The 21,693-nt window shown below is 71.3% G+C and carries 19 protein-coding genes; 18 read left to right on the top strand and 1 reads right to left on the bottom strand.

The annotated features are described in order from the left end of the window. Window positions 1-84 precede the first annotated feature (84 nt). The gene (locus J2S66_RS26520) at window positions 85-909 is read right to left on the bottom strand and encodes an inositol monophosphatase family protein (RefSeq protein WP_306743725.1); all 825 of its coding nucleotides are present in this window, start codon (window positions 907-909) and stop codon (window positions 85-87) included. 144 nt (window positions 910-1,053) lie between these two features. Here J2S66_RS26520 and J2S66_RS26515 point away from each other — a divergent pair, with 144 nt between their 5' ends. From J2S66_RS26515 to nuoN, 18 genes are all read left to right on the top strand, one after another. Then, entirely contained in the window at window positions 1,054-2,157 is a 1,104-nt protein-coding gene (locus tag J2S66_RS26515) for a glycosyltransferase family 4 protein (RefSeq protein ID WP_310310002.1), read from the top strand. Beyond that, window positions 2,154-3,263, top strand: a complete 1,110-nt coding sequence (locus J2S66_RS26510) for a glycosyltransferase (protein WP_310310001.1) — start codon at window positions 2,154-2,156, stop codon at window positions 3,261-3,263. Before J2S66_RS26515 ends, J2S66_RS26510 begins: the two co-directional genes overlap by 4 nt. Window positions 3,264-3,272: 9 nt before the next feature. Next, complete coding sequence (locus tag J2S66_RS26505; RefSeq protein WP_306743722.1) at window positions 3,273-3,962, top strand: demethylmenaquinone methyltransferase; 690 nt, start codon at window positions 3,273-3,275, stop codon at window positions 3,960-3,962. A 233-nt stretch (window positions 3,963-4,195) separates the two neighbouring features. After that, window positions 4,196-5,473, top strand: a complete 1,278-nt coding sequence (locus J2S66_RS26500) for a geranylgeranyl reductase family protein (RefSeq protein ID WP_310310000.1) — start codon at window positions 4,196-4,198, stop codon at window positions 5,471-5,473. 346 nt (window positions 5,474-5,819) lie between these two features. After that, window positions 5,820-6,185, top strand: a complete 366-nt coding sequence (locus J2S66_RS26495; protein ID WP_306743720.1) for an NADH-quinone oxidoreductase subunit A — start codon at window positions 5,820-5,822, stop codon at window positions 6,183-6,185. Window positions 6,186-6,196: 11 nt separating this feature from the next. Further along, complete coding sequence (locus tag J2S66_RS26490; RefSeq protein WP_306743719.1) at window positions 6,197-6,745, top strand: NuoB/complex I 20 kDa subunit family protein; 549 nt, start codon at window positions 6,197-6,199, stop codon at window positions 6,743-6,745. Window positions 6,746-6,855: 110 nt separating this feature from the next. Continuing rightward, window positions 6,856-7,554: an NADH-quinone oxidoreductase subunit C gene (locus J2S66_RS26485; RefSeq protein ID WP_310315095.1), complete on the top strand. Its 699-nt coding sequence runs from the start codon at window positions 6,856-6,858 to the stop codon at window positions 7,552-7,554. Next, window positions 7,551-8,954 (top strand): NADH-quinone oxidoreductase subunit D, encoded by a 1,404-nt coding sequence (locus tag J2S66_RS26480; protein WP_310309999.1) that lies wholly within the window; start codon window positions 7,551-7,553, stop codon window positions 8,952-8,954. Before J2S66_RS26485 ends, J2S66_RS26480 begins: the two co-directional genes overlap by 4 nt. Next, a complete protein-coding gene (gene nuoE, locus J2S66_RS26475) occupies window positions 8,951-9,751 on the top strand; it encodes an NADH-quinone oxidoreductase subunit NuoE (RefSeq protein ID WP_310309998.1) in 801 nt (266 codons plus the stop codon). Before J2S66_RS26480 ends, nuoE begins: the two co-directional genes overlap by 4 nt. Window positions 9,752-9,763: 12 nt before the next feature. Next, on the top strand, window positions 9,764-11,062 hold the full coding sequence (nuoF, locus tag J2S66_RS26470) for an NADH-quinone oxidoreductase subunit NuoF (protein ID WP_310309997.1): 1,299 nt from the start codon (window positions 9,764-9,766) through the stop codon (window positions 11,060-11,062). Next, window positions 11,059-13,545: an NADH-quinone oxidoreductase subunit G gene (locus J2S66_RS26465; RefSeq protein WP_310309996.1), complete on the top strand. Its 2,487-nt coding sequence runs from the start codon at window positions 11,059-11,061 to the stop codon at window positions 13,543-13,545. Before nuoF ends, J2S66_RS26465 begins: the two co-directional genes overlap by 4 nt. Further along, the gene (gene nuoH, locus J2S66_RS26460) at window positions 13,542-14,873 is read left to right on the top strand and encodes an NADH-quinone oxidoreductase subunit NuoH (RefSeq protein WP_310309995.1); all 1,332 of its coding nucleotides are present in this window, start codon (window positions 13,542-13,544) and stop codon (window positions 14,871-14,873) included. The genes J2S66_RS26465 and nuoH overlap by 4 nt, the downstream gene beginning before the upstream one ends. Further along, window positions 14,860-15,426 (top strand): NADH-quinone oxidoreductase subunit NuoI, encoded by a 567-nt coding sequence (nuoI, locus tag J2S66_RS26455; RefSeq protein WP_310309994.1) that lies wholly within the window; start codon window positions 14,860-14,862, stop codon window positions 15,424-15,426. The genes nuoH and nuoI overlap by 14 nt, the downstream gene beginning before the upstream one ends. Further along, the gene (locus J2S66_RS26450; RefSeq protein ID WP_306743712.1) at window positions 15,423-16,265 is read left to right on the top strand and encodes an NADH-quinone oxidoreductase subunit J; all 843 of its coding nucleotides are present in this window, start codon (window positions 15,423-15,425) and stop codon (window positions 16,263-16,265) included. Before nuoI ends, J2S66_RS26450 begins: the two co-directional genes overlap by 4 nt. Beyond that, window positions 16,262-16,561, top strand: a complete 300-nt coding sequence (gene nuoK / locus J2S66_RS26445; protein WP_306743711.1) for an NADH-quinone oxidoreductase subunit NuoK — start codon at window positions 16,262-16,264, stop codon at window positions 16,559-16,561. The genes J2S66_RS26450 and nuoK overlap by 4 nt, the downstream gene beginning before the upstream one ends. Before the next feature lie 10 nt (window positions 16,562-16,571). Then, window positions 16,572-18,506: an NADH-quinone oxidoreductase subunit L gene (nuoL, locus tag J2S66_RS26440; protein ID WP_310309993.1), complete on the top strand. Its 1,935-nt coding sequence runs from the start codon at window positions 16,572-16,574 to the stop codon at window positions 18,504-18,506. After that, window positions 18,503-20,065 (top strand): NADH-quinone oxidoreductase subunit M, encoded by a 1,563-nt coding sequence (locus J2S66_RS26435; RefSeq protein ID WP_310309992.1) that lies wholly within the window; start codon window positions 18,503-18,505, stop codon window positions 20,063-20,065. The genes nuoL and J2S66_RS26435 overlap by 4 nt, the downstream gene beginning before the upstream one ends. A gap of 22 nt (window positions 20,066-20,087) precedes the next feature. After that, entirely contained in the window at window positions 20,088-21,683 is a 1,596-nt protein-coding gene (gene nuoN / locus J2S66_RS26430) for an NADH-quinone oxidoreductase subunit NuoN (protein WP_374726217.1), read from the top strand. The last annotated feature ends 10 nt before the right edge of the window (window positions 21,684-21,693 follow it).

Genomic DNA, 21,693 nt, shown 5'->3' with positions numbered 1-21,693 from the left:
CGGAAGGTGAACCGGGTTCACTTCCGGGCCCTACTGGGCCCGACGCGACAACTATGGCACAGGGCGGGGAATGCGTCAAACGGCCTAACGGGTCATCGACGACCGCCACCACCCCAGAACCTCCTCCGCCACCTCCGGCACGGCGACGAGCAGGCCGTCCACCGGCAGGGACGCGTCCTCGCCCCGCCGGTCGAGCACGACGGCGCCCGACTCGACCGCCAGCGCCACCGCGCCCGCCACGTCCCACTCGTGGTAGCTGTGCAGGACCGCCGCCGCGGCGTGCCCCAGGGCCACCTGCGCCACCGCCAGCGCCTTCGAGCCCAGCACCCGCACCCCCGTGCCCGCCACCGCCGCGCGCGAGATGAACTCGCCCATCCCGGGCCACGGGCCGGTCCTCGTCATCTCCGTGCACACGATCGTGCTGACGGCCTGGTCGCCCAGCCGCACCGGCGTGCCGTTGGCCCTCATCCCGCGCCCCCGCGCGGCGGCGTAGATCTGCGCCCGGTACGGGTCGGCCACCACCCCCACGACCGGGCCCCAGCGGTCCACCAGGGCGAGGCTGTAGGCGCACCACGGCAGGCCCGCCACGTAGTTCGCCGTGCCGTCCACCGGGTCCACGACCCAGCGGAACGGGAGGTCCGCCGCGACGTCGGTGTCGGCGGCCTCGCAGAACACCGGGATGTCGGGGAACTCCGCCGTGAGCACGCGCCGAGTGTGGCGCTCCAGCGTGCGGTCGGTGTCGGTCACCCAGTCGAACGGCGACGCGTCCTCGTCCGGCCGTGCACCGCGCCCCGCCGTCGCCATGATGACGTCGGACGCGTCGTTGGCCAGGCGACCCGCCACCTCCAACGCGATCGACACCAGTCCGGGATCGACGGGCTGGGCAGGTCGGGACGACAAGACGGTCATGCCGACCTAGTGTCACCGCAACGGGTGACCGCGGCGCGTACTCCAGGTGAAGCCGGGGCCAACGTCAACCCCGACGCGTGGAGTTCCGCGGGCGTTCGCCGAGGTGTCACGCCGTCGTGTCCTCCGCCACCCAGGGTGATCGGCGTGCGCGTAGCGATCGTCACCGAGAGCTTCCTGCCCCACGTCAACGGGGTCACCAACTCCGTCCTGCGCGTGCTGGAGCACCTGCGGGCACGCGGTCACCAGGCCCTGGTCGTCGCACCCGGTCCCGGCGACGAGCACCACGACGGCACGCCGGTCGTGCGCGTCCCGGCGGTGGACCTGCCGCGGTTCAGCTCGCTGCCGGTGGGCGTGCCGACGCGCCGGGTGCTGACCGCCCTGCACGACTTCCGCCCGGACGTGGTGCACCTGGCCAGCCCGTTCGTGCTCGGCGCGCGAGGCCTGTCGGCGGCGCGCAGGCTCGGCGTGCCGACGGTCGCCGTCTACCAGACGGACGTCGCCGGGTTCGCCGGCCACTACGGCCTCGGGCTGACGGCGCGCGCCGCGTGGCGGTGGACGCGCCGGCTGCACGCCCAGGCCGACCGCACGCTCGCGCCGTCGAGCTGGGCGGTGGGGGCGCTGGAGGAGCACGGCGTGCCGCGCGTGCACCGGTGGGGTCGGGGCGTGGACGTCGACCTGTTCCACCCGGGCCGCCGCGACGACGCGCTGCGCCGCGAGCTCGCCCCGGACGGGGAGCTGCTGGTCGGGTACGTCGGCCGCCTGTCGCCGGAGAAGCGGGTGGACCGGCTCGCGGCCCTGCGCGACCTGCCGGGCGTCCGGCTCGTGGTCGTCGGCGAGGGGCCGGAGGAGGAGCGGCTGCGCCGCGAGCTGCCGGGTGCGGTGTTCCTGGGCTTCCGCGGCGGCACGGAGCTGGCGACCGCGTACGCGAGCCTGGACGTGTTCGCGCACACGGGGCCGCACGAGACGTTCTGCCAGGCCGTGCAGGAGGCGCTGGCCAGCGGCGTCCCGGTGGTGGCGCCGGACGCGGGCGGTCCGCGCGACCTGGTGCGGCCGAACACCGGCTACCTGTTCCGCGACGACGACGGGCTGCGCGCCGCCGTGGAGGACCTGCGCGACCCGCTGCGCCGCCGGCAGTACGGGCAGGCGGCGCGGCGCTGGGTGCGCGGTCGGACGTGGACCGCGGTGTGCGACGAGCTGCTGGCCCACTACGCGGCCGTGCTGGACCTCCCGCAGCGGCGCGCGGCGTGAGGATCGTCCAACTGGCCAACTTCTACGGCCCCCGGTCCGGCGGCCTGCGCACGGCCCTGCACCACCTGGGCGCCGGGTACGCCGCGCACGGCCACGAGGTCGTCCTCGTCGTCCCCGGGCCCGCGCACGCCGACGAACGGCTGGCCGGCGGGGTGCGGCGCGTCACGCTGCCCGCGCCGCGCATCCCCGGCACCGGCGGTTACCGCGCGGTGGACCCGTGGCGGGTGCGCGCCCTCCTCGACCGGGTGGCCCCCGACCGGCTGGAGGTGTCCGACCGGCTCACGCTGCGCGGCATGGGCCGGTGGGCGGCGGAGCGGGGCGTGCCCAGCGCGGTCGTCTCCCACGAGCGGCTGGACCGGCTGCTGGAGCAGTTCCTGGTGCCCGGCGGCCTGGCGCGGCGGGGCGCGGACGCGGCCAACGCCCGGATGGCCGCCTCCTACGACGTGGTGGTGTGCACGACGGAGTTCGCCCGCGAGGAGTTCGACCGGATCGGCGCGCGCAACGTCGTGCGCGTCCCGCTGGGCGTGGACCTGCGCACGTTCACCCCGACCCGGCACGACCGGTCGCTCAGGGCGGACCTCGCGCGGGGCGCGGACGCGCTGCTCGTGCACTGCGGACGGCTGTCGCCGGAGAAGCACGTCGAGCGCAGCGTCGACACCGCCGCCGAGCTGCACGCCGCCGGTCACCGCGTCCGCCTGGTCGTCGCCGGCGACGGCCCGCGCCGGGAGGCGCTGGAACGCCGGGCCGCGGGCCTGCCCGTCACGTTCCTCGGGTTCCTGGGCGACCGCGCGGCCGTCGCGGACCTGCTGGCCACCGCCGACGTGTCCCTCGCGCCGGGGCCGCACGAGACGTTCGGCCTGGCCGCGCTCGAAGCCCTCGCCTCCGGCACGCCGGTGGTGGTCTCGGCCTCGTCGGCGCTGCGGGAGATCGTGCGGCCGGGGTGCGGCGCCGCGGTGGCCGACCACGCGCTGGCGTTCGCGGGGGCGGTGAGCGCCCTGCTCGACGACCCGGAGCCGACCCGCCGGAGCGCGGCGCGGGCACGTGCCGAGGAGTACCCGTGGCAGGTGGCGGTGGACGGGATGCTGGCCGCTCTGCGCGTCACCTAGTCTGCTCCCATGTCGCGCGCAGGTCTGGACAAGAACCCCCGCGAGGTCGCCGAGATGTTCGACGGCGTGGCGAAGGGCTACGACCGCACGAACTCCGTCATGACACTGGGGTTCGACCGGCGCTGGCGCGAGTGGAGCAGGCGCGTGCTCGACGCCCGTCCCGGCGAGCGGGTGCTGGACCTCGCGGCGGGCACGGCGGTGTCCACCGTGGAGTACGCGGCCTCGGGCGCGTGGTGCGTGGCGGCGGACTTCTCGGTCGGCATGCTGCTCGGCGGGCGGCACCGGGACGTGCCCAAGGTGGCCGCGGACGCCCTGCACCTGCCGTTCGCGGACGGCGCGTTCGACGCGGTGACGGTCAGCTTCGGCCTGCGCAACTTCAACGACACCGAGGCGGCGCTGCGCGAGATGGCGCGCGTGGTGCGGCCCGGCGGCCGGCTGGTGGTGTGCGAGGTGTCGACGCCCACGTTCCGGCCGTTCCGGTACGTCTACATGCGCCACCTGCTCAAGGTCCTGCCGCTCATCGCGAAGTTCGTCTCGTCCAACCCGGACGCCTACAAGTACCTCGCCGAGTCCATGCGCACGTGGCCCGACCAGCGCGCACTGGGCGAGGTCGTCGCCCGCGCCGGCTGGGAGGACGTGGCCTGGATGAACCTCACCGGCGGCATGGTCGCCCTCCACCGAGCCACCAAACCCGCCTGACCCGCGAGTCGTAATCCCACACCGCGCGAGTCGTCACTTCGCGCCGCGCGAGTCGTGACTTCGCGCACCCTGAGTTCTTCACTCGTGGGTGAAGGACTCAGGGGTCCCGAACGTACGACTCGCGCGGCTTGGACTTACGACTCGCGCGGCTTGGACTTACGACTCGCGGGGGTCTCAGGGGAGCGCAAGTAGACTCGGGGGGGACTTTGTGAACACGGGCACAAGGAGCGGGGATGACGACTCCCAGCCGCCGCAAGGCAGGCGAGGACGCCGAGGTGATCGTGGTCGGGGCGGGGCCCGCGGGTTCCACCGCGGCCACCTACCTGGCACGGGCCGGCCTGGACGTGGTGCTGCTGGAGAAGAGCACCTTCCCCCGCGAGAAGGTCTGCGGTGACGGCCTCACGCCACGCGGGGTGAAGCAGCTCGTCGACCTGGGCGTCGACACCCGGGAAGAGGCGGGCTGGCTGCACAACCGCGGCCTGCGCGTGGTCGGCGGCGGCGTGACGCTGGAGCTGGACTGGCCCGAGCTGGCCACGTTCCCGCCCTACGGCCTGGTGCGCCCGCGGCAGGACTTCGACGAGATGCTGGCGAACACCGCCGTCGCGGCGGGCGCCCGGATGCACCAGCAGACCACCGTCACCGGCGCGGTCGTGGAGAACGGCCGCGTGGTCGGCGTGGAGGCCAAGCAGGGGCCGGGCAAGGAGCCGGTGACCTACCGCGCACCCCTCGTGCTGGCCTGCGACGGCGTGTCCGCGCGCCTCGCGCTCAGCGTCGGCATCCAGAAGGACGACGCCAAGCCCATGGGCGTCGCGGTCCGCCGCTACTACGCCAGCCCGCGCACCAAGGACGACTACCTGGAGTCGCACCTGGAGCTGTGGGACCGCCAGAACGACGTGCTGCTGCCCGGCTACGGCTGGATCTTCGGCATGGGCGACGGCACGGTGAACGTCGGCCTCGGCATCCTCAGCACCTCCAAGGCGTACGGCACCACCGACTACCGCGCGTTGCTGAAGAGCTGGCTCGACGGCACCCCGGAGGAGTGGGGTTTCCGCGAGGAGAACGCCACCGGCAAGATCGGCGGCGCGGCCCTGCCGATGGGTCTCAACAGGAAGCCCCACTACCGGGACGGGTTGCTGCTGGTGGGCGACGCCGGCGGCATGGTGAACCCGTTCAACGGCGAGGGCATCGGCTACGCCATGGAGTCGGCGCGGATCGCCGCCGAGAGCGTCGTGCAGGCCCTGGCCCGCCAGGGCGCGAGCCGCGAGCGCGCGCTGCACGGCTACCCGGTGCGCATCGAACAGGCCCTGGGCAGCTACTACCGCCTCGGCAACGTCTTCAGCAAGCTCATCGGCCACCCCGCGATCATGCGCACGGCGACCAAGTACGGGCTGCCCCGCAAGACCCTCATGAGGCTGGTCCTGAAGCTGCTCGCCGGCCTGTACGACCCCAAGGACGGCGACGCGTTCGACCGCATCATCACCGCCGCCACGAAGGTCACCCCGACGGCCTAATCGCCCTCACCTGATCGGTCCAGCGCCGTCCTCCGGGACGGCGCTGTTTCGTATTCGGTGTGGCCTCGTTCACGGGCCGTCCCTCCGACTGTCGATCCAGCCCTGGTATGACCTGGTCAGCATGGGTGTGGGGGGCGTGTGTCACGCCTGTCTGTGACGTTCTACACTGGCCCACAGGTCTTGTGAATCAGTTCACAACCGGCTGTGATGCCTTGTGAAGTGTTTCACAAGCGACCTGCGGATTGTTAGGCGTGCCTAACTCCCGGAGGGTGCACGAACACCCCATAGGGTGCGCAACGGTCGGCGGTGCACCACCACCGCGACAGCGAGGAAAGGACGACGGAGAGTGCTGGACGCTTACCTCCCCCTCGTATTGATGTTCGCCCTCGCCGGCGCCTTCGCGCTGTTCTCGGTGACGGCAGCGCCGTACATCGGTCCCCGCCGGTACAACCGCGCGAAGCTGGACGCCTACGAGTGCGGCATCGAGCCGTCGCCGCAACCCGTGGTGGGCGGTGGCCGCATGCCGGTCGCCTACTACCTCACGGCGATGCTGTTCATCCTGTTCGACATCGAAATGGTCTTCCTCTACCCGTTCGCGGTCTCCGCGGACCGGCTGGGCCTGTTCGGCCTGGTGGAGATCGCACTGTTCGTCGCCACGGTCGGCTTCGCGTACGCCTACGTCTGGCGTCGCGGCGGCCTCGACTGGAACTGAGGGGGAAGACCATGGGTCTCGAAGAGAAGCTCCCGAACGGCATCATGCTGGCCAGCGTCGAGAAGCTGGTCAACTGGACCCGCAAGTCCTCGCTGTGGCCCGCGACCTTCGGCCTGGCCTGCTGCGCCATCGAGATGATGACCACCGGCGCCCCGCGCTACGACCTGGCCCGGTTCGGCATGGAGGTCTTCCGCGCCTCGCCGCGCCAGGCCGACCTGATGATCGTCGCGGGCCGGGTCACCAACAAGATGGCCCCGGTGCTGCGCCAGATCTACGACCAGATGCCCGAGCCGCGCTGGGTCCTGGCGATGGGCGTGTGCGCCTCCTCCGGCGGCATGTTCAACAACTACGCGGTCGTGCAGGGCGTGGACCACGTCGTGCCGGTCGACATGTACCTGCCGGGCTGCCCGCCGCGGCCGGAGATGCTGATCGACGCCATCCTGAAGATCCACGCGAAGATCATGGACGAGCCGCTCGGCCCGACCCGTGCCGCGCTGCTCGCCGAGCAGGGCCACCGGACCGAGCTGATCCCGTCGTCCCAGCGCTTTGCGAAGAAGTGAGCGGCATGCCGAACGAGAACAGCGCTGAAGACCGGAACACCCCCGGCGAGGTCGCCAAGACCCCCGGCGCGGGCACCCCGGGCAACGACGAGGCCCTCAGCTCGTCGAGCATGAGCGAGGCCCAGTACGAGGAGCACGGGGCGCGCGGCGGCGTCGAGGCCGGCCGCGCCCGCCGGGGCATGTTCAACATCTCCGGTTCCGGCGACACGTCCGGCTTCGGCGGCCTGCGGCTGCCCGCCCACGTCGCCGCGCCGTCCGAGCGGCCCTTCGGCGGCTGGTTCGACGAGGTCGCCGACGAGCTGCTCGCCGCGATCCGGGAGAAGGGCCTGCCGGCCGACACGGTGCAGCAGATCACCGTCGACCGCGGCGAGATCACCTTCTACCTGCGCCGGGAGAACCTGGTCGAGGTGGCGCGCATCCTGCGCGACGACCCCGCGCTGCGCTTCGAGCTGTGCAGCTCGGTGTCCGGTGTGGACTACGGCGTGGACGTCGCGCAGCGGCTGCACTCCGTCTACCACCTGACCTCGATGACCTACCGCCGGCGCATCCGGCTGGAGGTCTCGGTCGACGTGGACGACGCGCACATCCCCAGCGTGGTGTCGGTGTACCCGACGGCGGACTGGCAGGAGCGCGAGACCTGGGACATGTTCGGCATCGTCTACGACGGTCACCCGGGCCTGACCCGAATCCTCATGCCGGACGACTGGGACGGCCACCCGCAGCGCAAGGACTACCCGCTCGGCGGCATCCCGGTGGAGTACAAGGGCGCGGAGATCCCCCCGCCAGACCAGAGGCGGTCCTACTCATGACCGAACGTCTTTCCGACGTGACCACGGGCACCGACACCAGCGCGGCCGGCCGTGACAGCGACTCGTACGACGCCAACCGCACCACCTCGAACCCCGACTCCTACGCGGGCGCCCGGCAGACCACCGAGGGCACCGTCTACACGGTGACCGGCGGCGACTGGGACGAGGTGCTGGCCGAGGCCGCGGGCGACGAGCGCATCGTCATGAACCTGGGGCCGCAGCACCCGTCGACGCACGGCGTGCTCCGCCTGGTGCTGGAGCTGGAGGGCGAGACCGTCACCCAGGCCCGCAGCGTCGTCGGCTACCTGCACACCGGCATCGAGAAGAACCTCGAGTACCGGAACTGGACCCAGGGCGTCACGTTCGTGACGCGCATGGACTACCTGGCGCCGCTGCACAACGAGGCCGCGTACTGCATGGCGGTCGAGAAGCTGCTCGGCATCACGGTGCCGCAGCGCGCGCAGACGATCCGGGTCATCCTGATGGAGCTGAACCGCATCTCCTCGCACCTGGTGGCGTTGGCCACCGGCGGCATGGAGCTGGGCGCGCTCACCGGCATGACCTCGGGCTTCCGCGAGCGCGAGGAGGTCCTGCACCTGCTGGAGTTCCTCACCGGCCTGCGCATGAACCACGCGTTCATCCGCCCCGGCGGCCTCGCGCAGGACCTGCCGGAGGGCGCGGAGCAGCGCATCAAGGACTTCATCAAGGTGATGGACTCCCGGCTGCCCGACTACGACAAGCTGCTCACCGGCCAGCCGATCTGGCGCAACCGGCTCGCGAACGTCGGCTACCTGCCGGTGGACGCGTGCCTCGCGCTCGGCATCACCGGCCCGATCCTGCGCTCCGCGGGCCTGCCGTGGGACCTGCGCAAGGTCGAGCCCTACTGCGGCTACGAGAACTACGAGTTCGACGTGCCCACGTCGACCGCGGCCGACTCCTACGCGCGCTACCTGCTGCGCCTGGAGGAGATGCACCAGTCCCTCAGGATCATCCGCCAGGCCGTGGACAACCTCGTCGCCGGTCCCGTGATGGTCGAGGACGCCAAGGTCGCCTGGCCCGCGCAGCTGACCATCGCCGCCGACGGCATGGGCAACTCGCTGGAGCACGTCCGCAAGATCATGGGCCAGTCCATGGAGTCCCTGATCCACCACTTCAAGCTGGTGACCGAGGGCTTCGTGGTGCCGGCCGGTCAGGTGTACGTGCCGATCGAGTCGCCGCGCGGCGAGCTGGGCTACCACGTCGTCTCCGACGGCGGCACCCGGCCGATGCGCGTGCACGTGCGCGAACCCAGCTTCGTGAACCTCCAGTCGATGCCCGCGATGTGCGAGGGCAGCATGGTCGCCGACGTCATCGCGTCGGTGGCCTCCATCGACCCGGTGATGGGTGGTTGTGACCGATGAGCACTCCCGAGAACGTCTTCGCGGCCTCGCCGCTGGACCCGGTGGCGACGCAGGCCACCGCGACCCCCGGCACGTTCGACACGAGCGTGTTCGACGAGGAGACGGTGGCCAGGGCGCAGGCGATCATCGCCCGCTACCCGGTGGCCCGCTCGGCGCTGCTGCCGATGCTGCACCTCGTGCAGTCGGTCGAGGGGTACGTCAGCCAGGCGGGCATCACGTTCTGCGCCCACCAGCTGGACCTCACCAACGCCGAGGTCAGCGCGGTCGCGACGTTCTACACCATGTACAAGCGCCGCCCCTGCGGCGAGCACCTGGTGAGCGTCTGCACGAACACCCTGTGCGCCGCGCTCGGCGGTGACGCGATCTACGCGGGGCTGCGCGAGCACCTGGGGTCCGACGGCAGGCCGCTCGGCCACGAGGAGACCTCGGGCGAGCCGGGCGCGCCGGGCTCGATCACCCTGGAGCACGCCGAGTGCCTCGCCGCGTGCGACCTCGGCCCGGTGCTCCAGGTGAACTACGAGTACTTCGACAACCAGACGCCGGAGAAGGCGCTGGAGCTGGTGAAGTCCCTCCAGGCGGGGGAGAAGCCCCACCCGACGCGCGGCGCGCGGCTGACCGACTTCCGCCAGGCGGAGCTCCAGCTGGCCGGTTTCTTCGAGGGCCGGGAGGCGGACCTGGACGGCCCGTCGGCCGCCCCGGAGACGGTGCGCGGCGCGGCCCTGGCCGCCGAGCGCGGGTGGACGGCTCCGGCGATGCCGGACAACGCGGAGTTCCCGCCGCTGCCGGAAAAGAAGTAGGGGGAGGTCGACGTGGTTGATTCCTTGACTCCCGTCCTGACCAAGCGCTGGCTGTCGCCGCGCTCCTGGACGCTGAAGACCTACGAGCAGCTGGAGGGGTACACGGCGCTGCGCAAGGCGCTCACCGCCCACCCGGACCAGCTGATCCAGCAGTGCAAGGACTCCGGGCTGCGCGGGCGCGGCGGCGCGGGCTTCCCCACCGGCATGAAGTGGGGCTTCATCCCGCAGAACGACGGCAAGCCGCACTACCTCGTCATCAACGCCGACGAGGGCGAGCCGGGCACCTGCAAGGACATTCCGCTGATGATGGCGGACCCGCACTCGCTGGTCGAGGGCATCATCATCACCTCGTACGCGATCCGGGCGAACTTCGCCGCGATCTACGTGCGTGGCGAGGTGCTGCACGTGATCCGCCGGCTGCACGCCGCCGTGCGCGAGGCCTACGAGGCCGGCTACCTGGGCAAGGACATCCTCGGCTCGGGCTTCGACCTCGACCTGGTCGTGCACGCCGGCGCCGGCGCGTACATCTGCGGCGAGGAGACGGCGCTGCTCGACTCGCTGGAGGGCCGTCGCGGCCAGCCGCGGCTCAAGCCGCCGTTCCCGGCGACCTCGGGCCTGTACGCCTCGCCGACCGTGGTGAACAACGTCGAGACGATCGCCAGCGTCCCGTACATCGTCAACGGCGGCGCGGACTGGTTCCGCACCATGGGCCGCGAGCGGTCGCCGGGCCCGAAGATCTTCTCCCTGTCCGGCCACGTCGAGCGCCCCGGCCAGTACGAGGCCCCGATGGGCGTCACGCTGCGCGAGCTGCTGGACATGGCGGGCGGCATGAAGGACGGCATCCCGCTGAAGTTCTGGACGCCGGGCGGCTCGTCGACCCCGCTGTTCACGACCGAGCACCTGGACGTGCCGCTGGACTTCGAGGGCGCGGCCGAGGCCGGCTCGATGCTGGGCACCACCGCGCTCCAGATCTTCAACGAGACGGTGTCCGTGCCGTGGGCGGTCATGAAGTGGACCGAGTTCTACAAGCACGAGTCGTGCGGCAAGTGCACGCCGTGCCGCGAGGGCACCTACTGGCTCGTCCAGATCCTCCAGCGGATGGTGGCGGGCAACGGCACGGCCAGTGACATCGACACGCTGCTGGACGTCTGCGACAACATCCTGGGCCGCTCGTTCTGCGCCCTCGGCGACGGCGCGGTCAGCCCCATCACCAGCGGCATCAAGTACTTCAAGGACGAGTTCCTGGCCCTGTGCGACCAGAACTCGGCCAAGAACCGAGCAGGTACCGTCCTGGCAGGAGCCAGCGCATGACCATCGCGCCTGACAAGAGCACGGAGCTGGTGGTCCCCGAGGGCCACGTCAAGCTCGTCATCGACGGCGTCGAGGTCGTCGCGCCGAAGGGCGAGCTGCTGATCCGCACCGCGGAGCGGCTCGGCACCGTCATCCCGCGCTTCTGCGACCACCCGCTGCTGGAGCCCGCGGGTGCCTGCCGGCAGTGCCTGGTCGAGGTCGAGATGGGCGGCCGGGCGATGCCGAAGCCGCAGGCCAGCTGCACGATGACGGTCGCCGACGGCATGGTCGTCAAGACGCAGCTGACCTCGCCGGTGGCGGACAAGGCGCAGCAGGGCGTGATGGAGCTGCTGCTCATCAACCACCCGCTGGACTGCCCGATCTGCGACAAGGGCGGCGAGTGCCCGCTGCAGAACCAGGCGTTGGCGCACGGCCGCGCGGACTCCCGCTTCCACGAGCACAAGCGGACGTTCCCGAAGCCGATCCCGATCTCCACGCAGGTGCTGCTGGACCGGGAGCGGTGCGTGCTGTGCCAGCGCTGCACGCGGTTCTCCGCGCAGATCGCGGGCGACCCGTTCATCGAGCTGCTGGAGCGCGGTTCGCAGCAGCAGGTCGGCGTGGCGCAGGAGAAGCCGTTCCAGTCCTACTTCTCCGGCAACACCATCCAGATCTGCCCGGTGGGCGCGCTGACCAGCGCCGCGTACCGGTTCCGCGCCCGCCCGTTCGACCTGGTGTCCACGCCGGGCGTGTGCGAGCACTGCGCGTCGGGCTGCTCCACGCGGTCCGACTGGCGGCGCGGCAAGGTGCAGCGCCGGTTGGCCGGCGACGCGCCCGAGGTCAACGAGGAGTGGACCTGCGACAAGGGTCGCTTCGCGTTCCGCTACGCCACGGCCGCCGACCGCATCCGCCGCCCGCTGGTGCGCGACGCGGCCACCGGCGAGCTGCGCGAGACGTCGTGGACCGAGGCGCTCCAGCACGCGGCCGAGGGCCTGGCGAAGGCCCGCGACGGCAAGGGCGTCGGCGTGCTGGCCGGCGGCCGGCTCACCGTCGAGGACGCCTACGCGTACTCGAAGTTCGCCCGGATCGCGCTGCGCACCAACGACGTCGACTTCCGCGCCCGCGCCCACTCGGCCGAGGAGCTGGAGTTCCTGACCGCCTCGGTGCTGGGCGCGAACCCGGACAACGGCGGCGTGACCTACGCGGCGATCGAGGCCGCCCCGGCCGCGCTGCTGGTGGCGTTCGAGCCGGAGGAGGAGTCGCCGATCGTCTTCCTGCGGCTGCGCAAGGCCAGTCGCAAGAACCGGACCAGGGTGTTCCACCTCGGCCAGTTCACGACCCCCGCGGTCGAGAAGACCAACGGCGTGCTGCTCGCCTGCGTGCCGGGCCAGGAGCCGTCGGCGCTCCACGCGCTGCCCGAGCACGCCGCCGACGTGGTCGAGGACCTGTCGAAGCCGGGCGCGGTGATCCTGGTCGGCGAGCGCGCCGCCGAGGTCCCGGGCCTGTTCTCCGCGGTCGCGGCGCTGGCCGGGCGCACCGGCGCGAAGGTCGCCTGGGTCCCCCGCCGCGCCGGTGAGCGCGGCGCCCTCGAAGCGGGCCTGCTGCCCACGCTGCTGCCGGGCGGTCGCCTGGTGGGCGACGCGGCGGCGCGCGCCGAGGTCGAGGCGGCGTGGGGCCTGGCTGCGGGAGCGCTGCCCGTGAAGCCCGGCCGCGACACCGCGGGCATCCTGACCGCCGCCGCGAGCGGTGGCCTGGACGCGCTGGTCGTCGGCGGCGTCGACCCGTACGACCTGCCGGACCCGGCGCTGGCCGAGCGCGCGCTCGACTTCGCCGGGTTCGTGGTCAGCCTGGAGCTGCGGCACAGCGCGGTCACCGCGCGCGCCGACGTCGTGCTCCCGGTCGCCCCGGCGGTGGAGAAGGCGGGCACCTACCTCAACTGGGAGGGCCGCCCCCGCCCGTTCGCCACCACGTTGGAGGGCACCGGCACCCTGCCGGACTGCCGGGTCCTGGACACGCTGGCCGTGGAGATGGACGCCGACCTGTTCACGCAGACCCCGGCGGCCGCCGCGGCCGACCTGGCCCGGCTCGGCGTCGCGGCGGTCCAGGCCGCCGCGCCGACCGTCCCCGCCCCGCTGCTGACCCAGCCCAAGGACGGCCAGGCCGTCCTCGCCACCTGGCGCCGCCTGCTGGACAACGGCTCGCTCCAGGACGACGAGCCGAACCTGGCGGGCACCGCGCGCCCGGTGGTGGCCAAGCTGTCCCCGGCCACCGCCGTGCACCTGGGCGTCCACCTGGGCGGCGAGATCACCGTCTCCACCGACCGGGGCGAGGTGGTGCTGCCGGTCGAGGCGGCCGACCTGCCCGACGGTGTCGTGTGGCTGCCCGGCAACTCGGGCGCGGTCACCGTGCGGCGCAACCTGGTCGCGGGCCACGGCTCCGTGGTCGCGGTCGCGCCGGTCGTCACGGGCACCGCGGAGAAGATCACCCCGCCCGGAGGCAAGGCATGAGCACCGCAGAACTGATCGCCGACGACCCGCTCTGGCTGGTCCTCGTCAAGGTCGTGGGGATCTTCGCGTTCCTGGTCGTCATGACCCTGTTCATGATCAACTGGGAGCGCAAGGTCGTCGCCCGCATGCAGCAGCGGCCCGGTCCCAACCGGGTCGGGCCGAACGGCTGGCTCCAGTCGCTCGCCGACGGCCTCAAGCTGGCGTTCAAGGAGGACATCCGCCCGGTCCTGGCGGACAAGTGGGTGTACTTCCTGGCCCCGGTGATCTCCTGCATCCCGGCGTTCGTGGCCTTCTCGGTCATCCCGATCGGCGGCGAGGTCTCGATCTTCGGCGAGCGCACCGCCCTCCAGCTGGTCGACCTGCCGGTCGGCGTGCTGGTCGTGCTGGCCTGCTCCTCGCTCGGCGTGTACGGCATCGTGCTGGCGGGCTGGTCGTCCGGCTCGCCCTACCCGCTGCTGGCCGCGCTGCGCTCCGCCGCGCAGGTGATCTCCTACGAGATCGCGATGGGCCTGTCGATCGTCGCGGTCGTCCTGCACTCGCACTCGCTGTCCACCTCGGACATCGTCGAGTCGCAGTCCGCCGGCTGGTACTTCTACCTGCTGCCGGTCAGCTTCCTCATCTACGTCACGTCGATGGTCGGCGAGACCAACCGCGCGCCGTTCGACCTCCCCGAGGCCGAGTCGGAGCTGGTCGGCGGCTTCCACACCGAGTACAGCTCGCTGAAGTTCGCGCTGTTCTTCCTCGCCGAGTACGTCAACATGGTCACCGTCTCGGCGCTGGCCACCACGCTGTTCCTGGGCGGCTGGAAGTTCCCGTTCGTCGGCGACGACCACCTGCTCAACAGCGGTTGGTTCGGCCTGCTCTGGTTCGTGGTCAAGACGCTGGGCTTCCTGTTCCTGTTCATCTGGCTGCGCGGCACGCTGCCCCGCCTGCGCTACGACCAGTTCATGCGGCTGGGCTGGAAGTTCCTGGTCCCGATCGCCCTGGTCTGGTTCGTCGCGGTGGCCTTCGCCCGCTACCTGCGCCAGGAGTGGGAGTCCAACAGCGGGCTCGACACCTCCACCGCGCTGATCGTGATCGGCTCGGTCCTCGCGATCGTGCTGCTGATCGCGTTCCTGCTCCCCGACAAGCGGGAGCCGCACGACCCCAACGCCGTCCCGCTCACCGGTGGCGGCTTCCCGGTGCCGCCGCTGGACCTCCAGGTCCCCAAGGCCCCGCCACGCCGGCAGGTGCCGGTCGCGGAGCTGCCGGGAACCGACCAGGACCGGGAACCGGCGGCAGTCACGTCCACCTCGGCGGGAAAGGAGGCCGGCGATGGGCGTCTTTGATCCCGTCAAGGGCTTCGGCGTCACCTTCGGCACGATGTTCAAGAAGGTCGTCACCGAGGAGTACCCCGAGGTCAAGAAGGTCACCGCACCGCGGTTCCACGGCCGCCACCAGCTCAACCGGCACCCGGACGGGCTGGAGAAGTGCGTCGGCTGCGAGCTGTGCGCCTGGGCGTGCCCGGCGGACGCGATCTTCGTCGAGGGCGGCGACAACACCGAGGACGAGCGCTACTCGCCGGGTGAGCGCTACGGCGCCGACTACCAGATCAACTACCTGCGCTGCATCGGCTGCGGCCTGTGCATCGAGGCGTGCCCGACCCGCTCGCTCACGATGACCAACGAGTACGAGCTGGCCGACGACTCGCGGCAGAAGCTGATCTTCACCAAGGAGGACCTGCTCGCGCCCCTGCTGGCCGGCATGGAGCAGCCGCCGCACCCGATGCGGCTGGGCGAGAACGAGCAGGACTACTACGTCAACGGCCCGCAGCTGGCCCGCTCGGCCGGCGTGCCCGAGGGGCAGACCGTCGAGACGGGCCCCGAGGAGGCGTTGAAGTGAGCCTCACGTCGTTCCTGCTCCAGCAGCCCGACGCCGTCGAGCGCGTGGTCGACACCGTCACCACGGGCGAGGCCGTCGCGTTCTGGGTGCTCGGCCCGCTGGCCCTCGCCGGCGCGCTGGGCATGCTGTTCGCCCGCAACGCGGTGCACTCCGCGCTGTGGCTCGTGCTCACCATGCTCAGCCTCGGCGTGCTCTACATGGTCCAGCAGGCGCCGTTCCTCGGCTTCGTGCAGATCATCGTCTACACCGGCGCGATCATGATGCTGTTCCTGTTCGTGCTGATGATGGTCGGCCGGGACAGCTCGGACTCCGTCGTCGAGGTGCTGCGCGGTCAGCGCCTGGCCGCCACCGCGCTCGGCGTCGGCTTCGCCGCCCTGGTGGTCGGCTCGCTGGCCCGCGCGCTCACCGACGTGGACGCGGTCGGCCTGGCCCAGCAGAACACCGCGAACGGCGGGAACGTCGCCAACATCGGCGAGGCGCTGTTCACCGACTACCTGTTCCCGTTCGAGCTGACCTCCGCCCTGCTGATCACGGCGGCGGTCGGCGCGATGGTGCTGGCCTTCGCCTCCCGCCCGGGCACGGCGAAGAAGACCCAGCGCGAACTGGTCGAGGAGCGCTTCCGCGGCGACCGCCCGGGCTCGCTGCCCGGCCCCGGCGTGTTCGCCACCGCCAACTCGGTGGCCACGCCCGCCCTGCTGCCGGACGGCTCGGTCGCCGCCGAGTCCCTGTCCGAGCTGATCGAGACGACCGCGAGGGAACGTCTCGACGATGACGTCGCGGAGGTGTCCGGCACCGGGCACGAGCCCGACGCGCGCGCGCTCAAGGGAGAGTCGTCGTGACCCCTACGTACTACCTGCTGCTGTCCGCGCTGCTGTTCAGCCTCGGCGCGGTCGGCGTTCTGGTGCGGCGCAACGCCATCGTGGTCTTCATGTGCGTGGAGCTGATGCTCAACGCGGTGAACCTCAGCCTGGTCACGTTCGCCCGCGTCAACGGCGGGCTGGACGGCCAGGTGATGGCGTTCTTCGTGATGGTCGTGGCCGCGGCCGAGGTCGTGGTCGGCCTGGCGATCATCATGTCGATCTTCAAGACGCGTCGCTCGGCCTCGGTCGACGACTCCAACCTGCTGAAGTACTGAGGGGTCACCGGTGACGGAACCTGTTGTCGCCAGCGGGATCGGCAGTCTCGCCTGGTTGTTGCTAGCCCTGCCCGCGTTCGGCGCGCTGGTCCTGCTCGTCGGTGGCAGGCGCACGGACAAGTGGGGCCACCTGCTGGGCAGCGCCACCGTGATCGCCGCGTTCGCGTACGGCGTGGCGCTGTTCTTCGACGTCCTGGGACGGGGCCCGGAGGACCGCAGCACCGAGGTGCACCTGTTCGACTGGATCCCGGTGGGCGCGCTGGACGTGGAGTTCGGGCTGCGCCTCGACCCGCTGTCGCTGACGTTCGTGCTGCTGATCACCGGTGTCGGGTCGCTGATCCACATCTACTCGATCGGCTACATGGCGCACGAGGCCGGGCGGCGGAAGTTCTTCGCCTACCTGAACCTCTTCGTCGCCGCGATGCTCCTGCTGGTGCTGGGCAACGGCTTCGTGACCCTGTACTTCGGCTGGGAGGGCGTGGGCCTCGCCTCCTACCTGCTCATCGGCTGGTACCAGCACAAGCCGGAAGCGGCGTCGGCCGCGAAGAAGGCGTTCCTGATGAACCGGGTCGGCGACCTGGGCCTCGCGATCGCCATCTTCATCATGTTCAAGGAGCTGGGCACCACCCAGTACACCGAGGTGTTCGCCCGCGTCGGCGAGCTGTCCTCGGCCGAGGTGCTGGCCATCACGCTCCTGCTGCTGCTCGGCGCGTGCGGCAAGTCCGGCCAGTTCCCGCTCCAGGCGTGGCTCCCCGACGCCATGGCCGGCCCCACGCCGGTCTCGGCCCTGATCCACGCGGCGACGATGGTCACCGCGGGCGTGTACCTCATCGCCCGCTCGAACCCGATCTACAACCTGTCCGAGGACGGGCGCCTCGTCGTCATGGTCATCGGCGCGCTGACGCTGCTGATCGGGTGCGTCATCGGCTGCGCCTACGACGACTTCAAGAAGGTGCTGGCCTACTCGACGGTCAGCCAGATCGGCTACATGATCCTCGCCGTCGGCCTCGGCCCGATCGGCTACGCGCTGGGCATCATGCACCTGCTCACGCACGGCTTCTTCAAGGCGGGCCTCTTCCTCGGCGCCGGCTCGGTCATGCACGGCATGAACGACGAGGGCGACATCCGGCGGATGGGCGGCCTGGCGAAGAAGATGCCGATCACCTTCGTCACCTGGGCGCTCGGCTACCTGGCCCTGATCGGCTTCCCGTTCCTGTCCGGCTACTTCTCCAAGGACGCCATCATCGCGGCGGCGTTCAGCATGGAGGGGTGGCGCGGCTGGGTCTTCGGCGGCGTGGCCGCCCTGGGCGCGGGCATCACCGCGTTCTACATGACGCGCCTGCTGATCCTGGTCTTCCTCGGCAAGCCCCGGTACGCCGACCTGAAGTCCGCGGACGGCCGCGAGTACCACCCGCACGAGTCGCCGCTGTCGATGACGGTGCCGATGATCGTGCTGGCGTTCGGCTCGGTCGGCGCGGGCTTCCTCCTCAGCTCCGGCGGCAACCTCGCGGGCTGGCTCACGCCGTCCCTGGGCGAGCTCCAGGAGCGGCACGGCGTGCTGGGCCACACCGAGATCACCATCCTGGTGCTCGGCCTGTCCGCGCTGGGCGTGCTGGCCGCCTACCTGCTGTTCGGCCGCAAGCCGCAGCCGGTGGAGCGCCCGCTGCGGGTGTCGTTCCCGGTCCGCGCCGCGCGCAACGACCTGTACGGCAACGCGCTCAACGAGGCGCTGTTCGCGCGGCCGGGCACCTGGCTCACCCGCGCGCTGGTGTTCGTGGACAACAAGGGCGTCGACGGCCTGGTCAACGGGTCGGCGGCGCTGCTCGGAGGTAGCTCGGGCCGGCTGCGCAGGTTGCAGACCGGGTTCGTGCGCTCGTACGCGCTCTCCATGCTCCTGGGTGCGGTCTTCGTCCTGGGCGCGCTGCTGATGGTGAGGTTCTCGTGAGCTGGGTGCTGATCGCGCTGCTCGTGCTGCCGCTGGTCGGCAGCGTCGTGGTGGCGTTCCTGCGGCGGAACGACCGCGTCGCCAAGCTGGTCGCGCTGGCGTTCTCGCTGGGCGAGCTGGTGCTCGCGGTGCTGGCGTGGACCGCGTACGACCCGGGCGGGGACCGGCTCCAGCTGACCAGCTCGGCGGACTGGATCCCCTCCCTCGGCGTGCACCTGTCGTTCGGCATCGACGGCATCGCGCTGGTGATGATCGCGCTGATCGCGTTCCTCGTGCCGGTCGTCATCGGCGGCTCGTGGGCGGACCGGCTGCCCGAGGGGCGCAGCGCGGGCGGGTTCTTCTCGCTGCTGCTGGCGATGCAGACCGGCATGATCGGCGTGTTCGCCGCCACCGACGTGTTCCTGTTCTACGTGTTCTTCGAGGCCGTGCTGGTCCCGATGTACTTCCTGATCGGCCGCTTCGGCGGGCCGAACCGGCAGTACGCGGCCATGAAGTTCTTCCTGTACTCGCTGCTCGGCGGCCTCATCATGCTGGCCTCCGTGATCGGCCTGTACGTGGTGAGCGCGGACAGGATCGGGCAGGGCACGTTCGACTGGGCGACCCTGGTCACCGTCACCCGCGACCTGCCGCTGTCCACGCAGATCTGGCTGTTCCTCGGCTTCTTCGTCGCGTTCGCGATCAAGGCGCCGCTGGTCCCGCTGCACACGTGGCTGCCCGACGCCGGCGCCGAGGCGCCGGTGGGCGCGGGCGTGCTGCTGGTCGGCGTGCTCGACAAGATCGGCACGTTCGGCTTCCTGCGCTACTGCCTGCCGCTGTTCCCGGCGGCCAGCCAGGAGCTCGCGCCGGTCGTGCTGGTCCTCGCCGTGGTCGGTATCCTGTACGGCTCGCTGCTCGCCGTCGGCCAGTCCGACATGAAGCGGTTCGTGGCCTACACCTCGATCGCGCACTTCGGCTTCATCGCGCTGGGCATCTTCGCGTTCAGCTCGCAGGCCGGCGCGGGCGCGGTGCTCTACATGGTCAACCACGGCATCTCGACCGGCATGCTGTTCCTGGTCGTCGGCATGGTGATGGCCCGGGGCGGGTCGCGCCTGATCGAGGACTACGGCGGCATGGCCAAGCTCACCCCGGTCCTCGGCGGCCTGTTCTTCGTGGCGGGCCTCTCGTCGCTGGCGCTGCCCGGCACCAACTCGTTCGTCTCCGAGTTCCTGGTGCTCATCGGCTCCTACCCGAACGAGCCGGTCTACACGATCCTCGCCGCCATCGGCATGGTGCTGGCCGCGCTGTACGTGCTGTGGCTGTACCAGCGGGTCTTCCAGGGCCCGGTGCGCGGCACGGCGCTGGTCGACCTGGCCGGCGGACCGGGTGCTGCGGTCGACCCGGAGCGCGCCTCCGTGCCCGACCTGAACAAGCGCGAGCTGGCCGTGCTCGCACCGCTCGTGGCGCTGATCTTGGTGCTCGGCTTCTACCCGAAGCCGGTGTTGGACGTGATCACCCCGTCCGTCGGGGCGACGCTCAGCGAGGTCGGGGTGGCCGACCCGGTCGCGCAGGAAGGCAAGTGACGTGACGACGTTCCTCTCGCAGGTGGAGCGGCTGCAAGCCCCGGAGATCGACTACGGGGCCGTCGCGCCGTTGCTGATCGTGCTGGGCGCGGCCTGCCTCAGCGTGCTGGTCGAGGCGTTCCTGCCGAAGGCGCAGCGCTGGGCGAGCCAGGTGGTGCTGCTCCTCCTCACCCTGGCCGCCGCGGGTGTCTCGCTGGTGCTCTACGGGCTGGCCGAGGACACGCCGGAGCAGGGCGTGACCACGTTCTCCGGCCACGTGTCCGTGGACCAGCCGGTGGTGTTCCTGTGGGGCACGCTGCTGATGCTGGGCCTGGCCTCGGTGCTGCTCATCGCGGACCGGTCCGTCGAGCCCGGTGGCGCGTTCGTGCCCGAGGGCTCGGCCGGCGGCCCGGCCGGTGGACCGGGCGGCGGCGTCCAGGTGACCGGGCGCGCGGCGGTGGCCGTGATGACCCGGGAGCAGGCGAGCCGCTTCGGCATGCAGACCGAGGTCTTCCCGCTGACGCTGTTCGCGCTCGGCGGCATGATGGTCTTCGTCGCGGCGAACGACCTGCTCACCATGTTCATCGCGCTGGAAGTGCTGTCGCTGCCGCTGTACCTGATGTGCGGCCTGGCCCGCCGTCGCCGCCTGCTCTCGCAGGAGGCCGCGGTCAAGTACTTCCTGCTGGGCGCGTTCGCGTCGGCGTTCTTCCTCTACGGCGTGGCCCTGCTCTACGGCTACGCGGGCTCGGTGAAGCTCGCCGACATCGCGAGCGCCACCACCGCCACCGACCGGTCCGACACGCTGCTGTACGCGGGCTTCGGCCTGCTCGTCGTCGGCCTGCTGTTCAAGGGGTCGGTCGGCCCGTTCCACGCCTGGACCCCCGACGTGTACCAGGGCGCGCCCACGCCGGTCACGGCGTTCATGGCGGCCTGCACGAAGGTCGCCGCGTTCGGCGGCATCCTGCGCGTGCTGTACGGCGCGTTCGAGGGCTCCAGTTGGGAGTGGGAGGGCGTCCTGTGGGGCGTCGCGATCATCTCCATGTTCGTGGGCGCGATCGTCGGCCTCACCCAGACCGACGTGAAGCGCATGGTCGCCTACTCGTCGGTGGCGCACGCGGGCTTCCTGCTGGTCGGCGTGATCGCGCTGAACCCCGAGGGTCTGTCGGGCACGATGTTCTACCTGCTGGCCTACGGCTTCACGACGGTCGCCGTGTTCGGCGTCATCAGCCTGGTCCGCAACGCCGACGGCGAGGCCACCCACCTGTCCCAGTGGGCCGGGTTGGCCAAGCGGTCGCCGGTGCTCGCGGCCGTGTTCACGTTCCTGCTGCTCGCCCTGGCCGGCCTGCCGATGACCAGCGGTTTCGTCGGCAAGTTCGTGGTGTTCGCGGCGGCCGTGGAGGCCGGCATGACGCCGCTCGTGGTGATCGCCCTGGTGGCCAGCGCCATCGCGGCGTTCTTCTACCTGAGGGTGATCGTGCTCATGTACTTCAGCGAGCCGGCGGCCGACGGCCCCGCGGTGAGCGTGCCCGGCGCGTTCACCACGATGTCCATCACCCTGGGTACCGCGGTGACCCTCGCCCTCGGTGTCTTCCCGACTCCCGCCCTCGAATGGGCGGGTGCCGGCGCGTTCATCTTCTAGTGGTACGTAG

This window comes from Saccharothrix longispora (assembly GCF_031455225.1).
Lineage (GTDB): Bacteria > Actinomycetota > Actinomycetes > Mycobacteriales > Pseudonocardiaceae > Actinosynnema > Actinosynnema longispora.
This window is presented reverse-complemented; position numbering and strand designations above follow the sequence as displayed.

What these genes read in the sequence shown, in the direction of transcription:
- J2S66_RS26490 (WP_306743719.1), top strand. Translation starts at nt 6,197, where the DNA reads ATGGGTCTCGAAGAGAAGCTCCCGAACGGCATCATGCTGGCCAGCGTC.
- J2S66_RS26520 (WP_306743725.1), bottom strand. Translation starts at nt 909, where the DNA reads ATGACCGTCTTGTCGTCCCGACCTGCCCAGCCCGTCGATCCCGGACTG.
- J2S66_RS26485 (WP_310315095.1), top strand. Translation starts at nt 6,856, where the DNA reads ATGAGCGAGGCCCAGTACGAGGAGCACGGGGCGCGCGGCGGCGTCGAG.
- J2S66_RS26465 (WP_310309996.1), top strand. Translation starts at nt 11,059, where the DNA reads ATGACCATCGCGCCTGACAAGAGCACGGAGCTGGTGGTCCCCGAGGGC.
- nuoI (WP_310309994.1), top strand. Translation starts at nt 14,860, where the DNA reads ATGGGCGTCTTTGATCCCGTCAAGGGCTTCGGCGTCACCTTCGGCACG.
- nuoE (WP_310309998.1), top strand. Translation starts at nt 8,951, where the DNA reads ATGAGCACTCCCGAGAACGTCTTCGCGGCCTCGCCGCTGGACCCGGTG.
- J2S66_RS26505 (WP_306743722.1), top strand. Translation starts at nt 3,273, where the DNA reads ATGTCGCGCGCAGGTCTGGACAAGAACCCCCGCGAGGTCGCCGAGATG.
- J2S66_RS26480 (WP_310309999.1), top strand. Translation starts at nt 7,551, where the DNA reads ATGACCGAACGTCTTTCCGACGTGACCACGGGCACCGACACCAGCGCG.
- nuoH (WP_310309995.1), top strand. Translation starts at nt 13,542, where the DNA reads ATGAGCACCGCAGAACTGATCGCCGACGACCCGCTCTGGCTGGTCCTC.
- J2S66_RS26500 (WP_310310000.1), top strand. Translation starts at nt 4,196, where the DNA reads ATGACGACTCCCAGCCGCCGCAAGGCAGGCGAGGACGCCGAGGTGATC.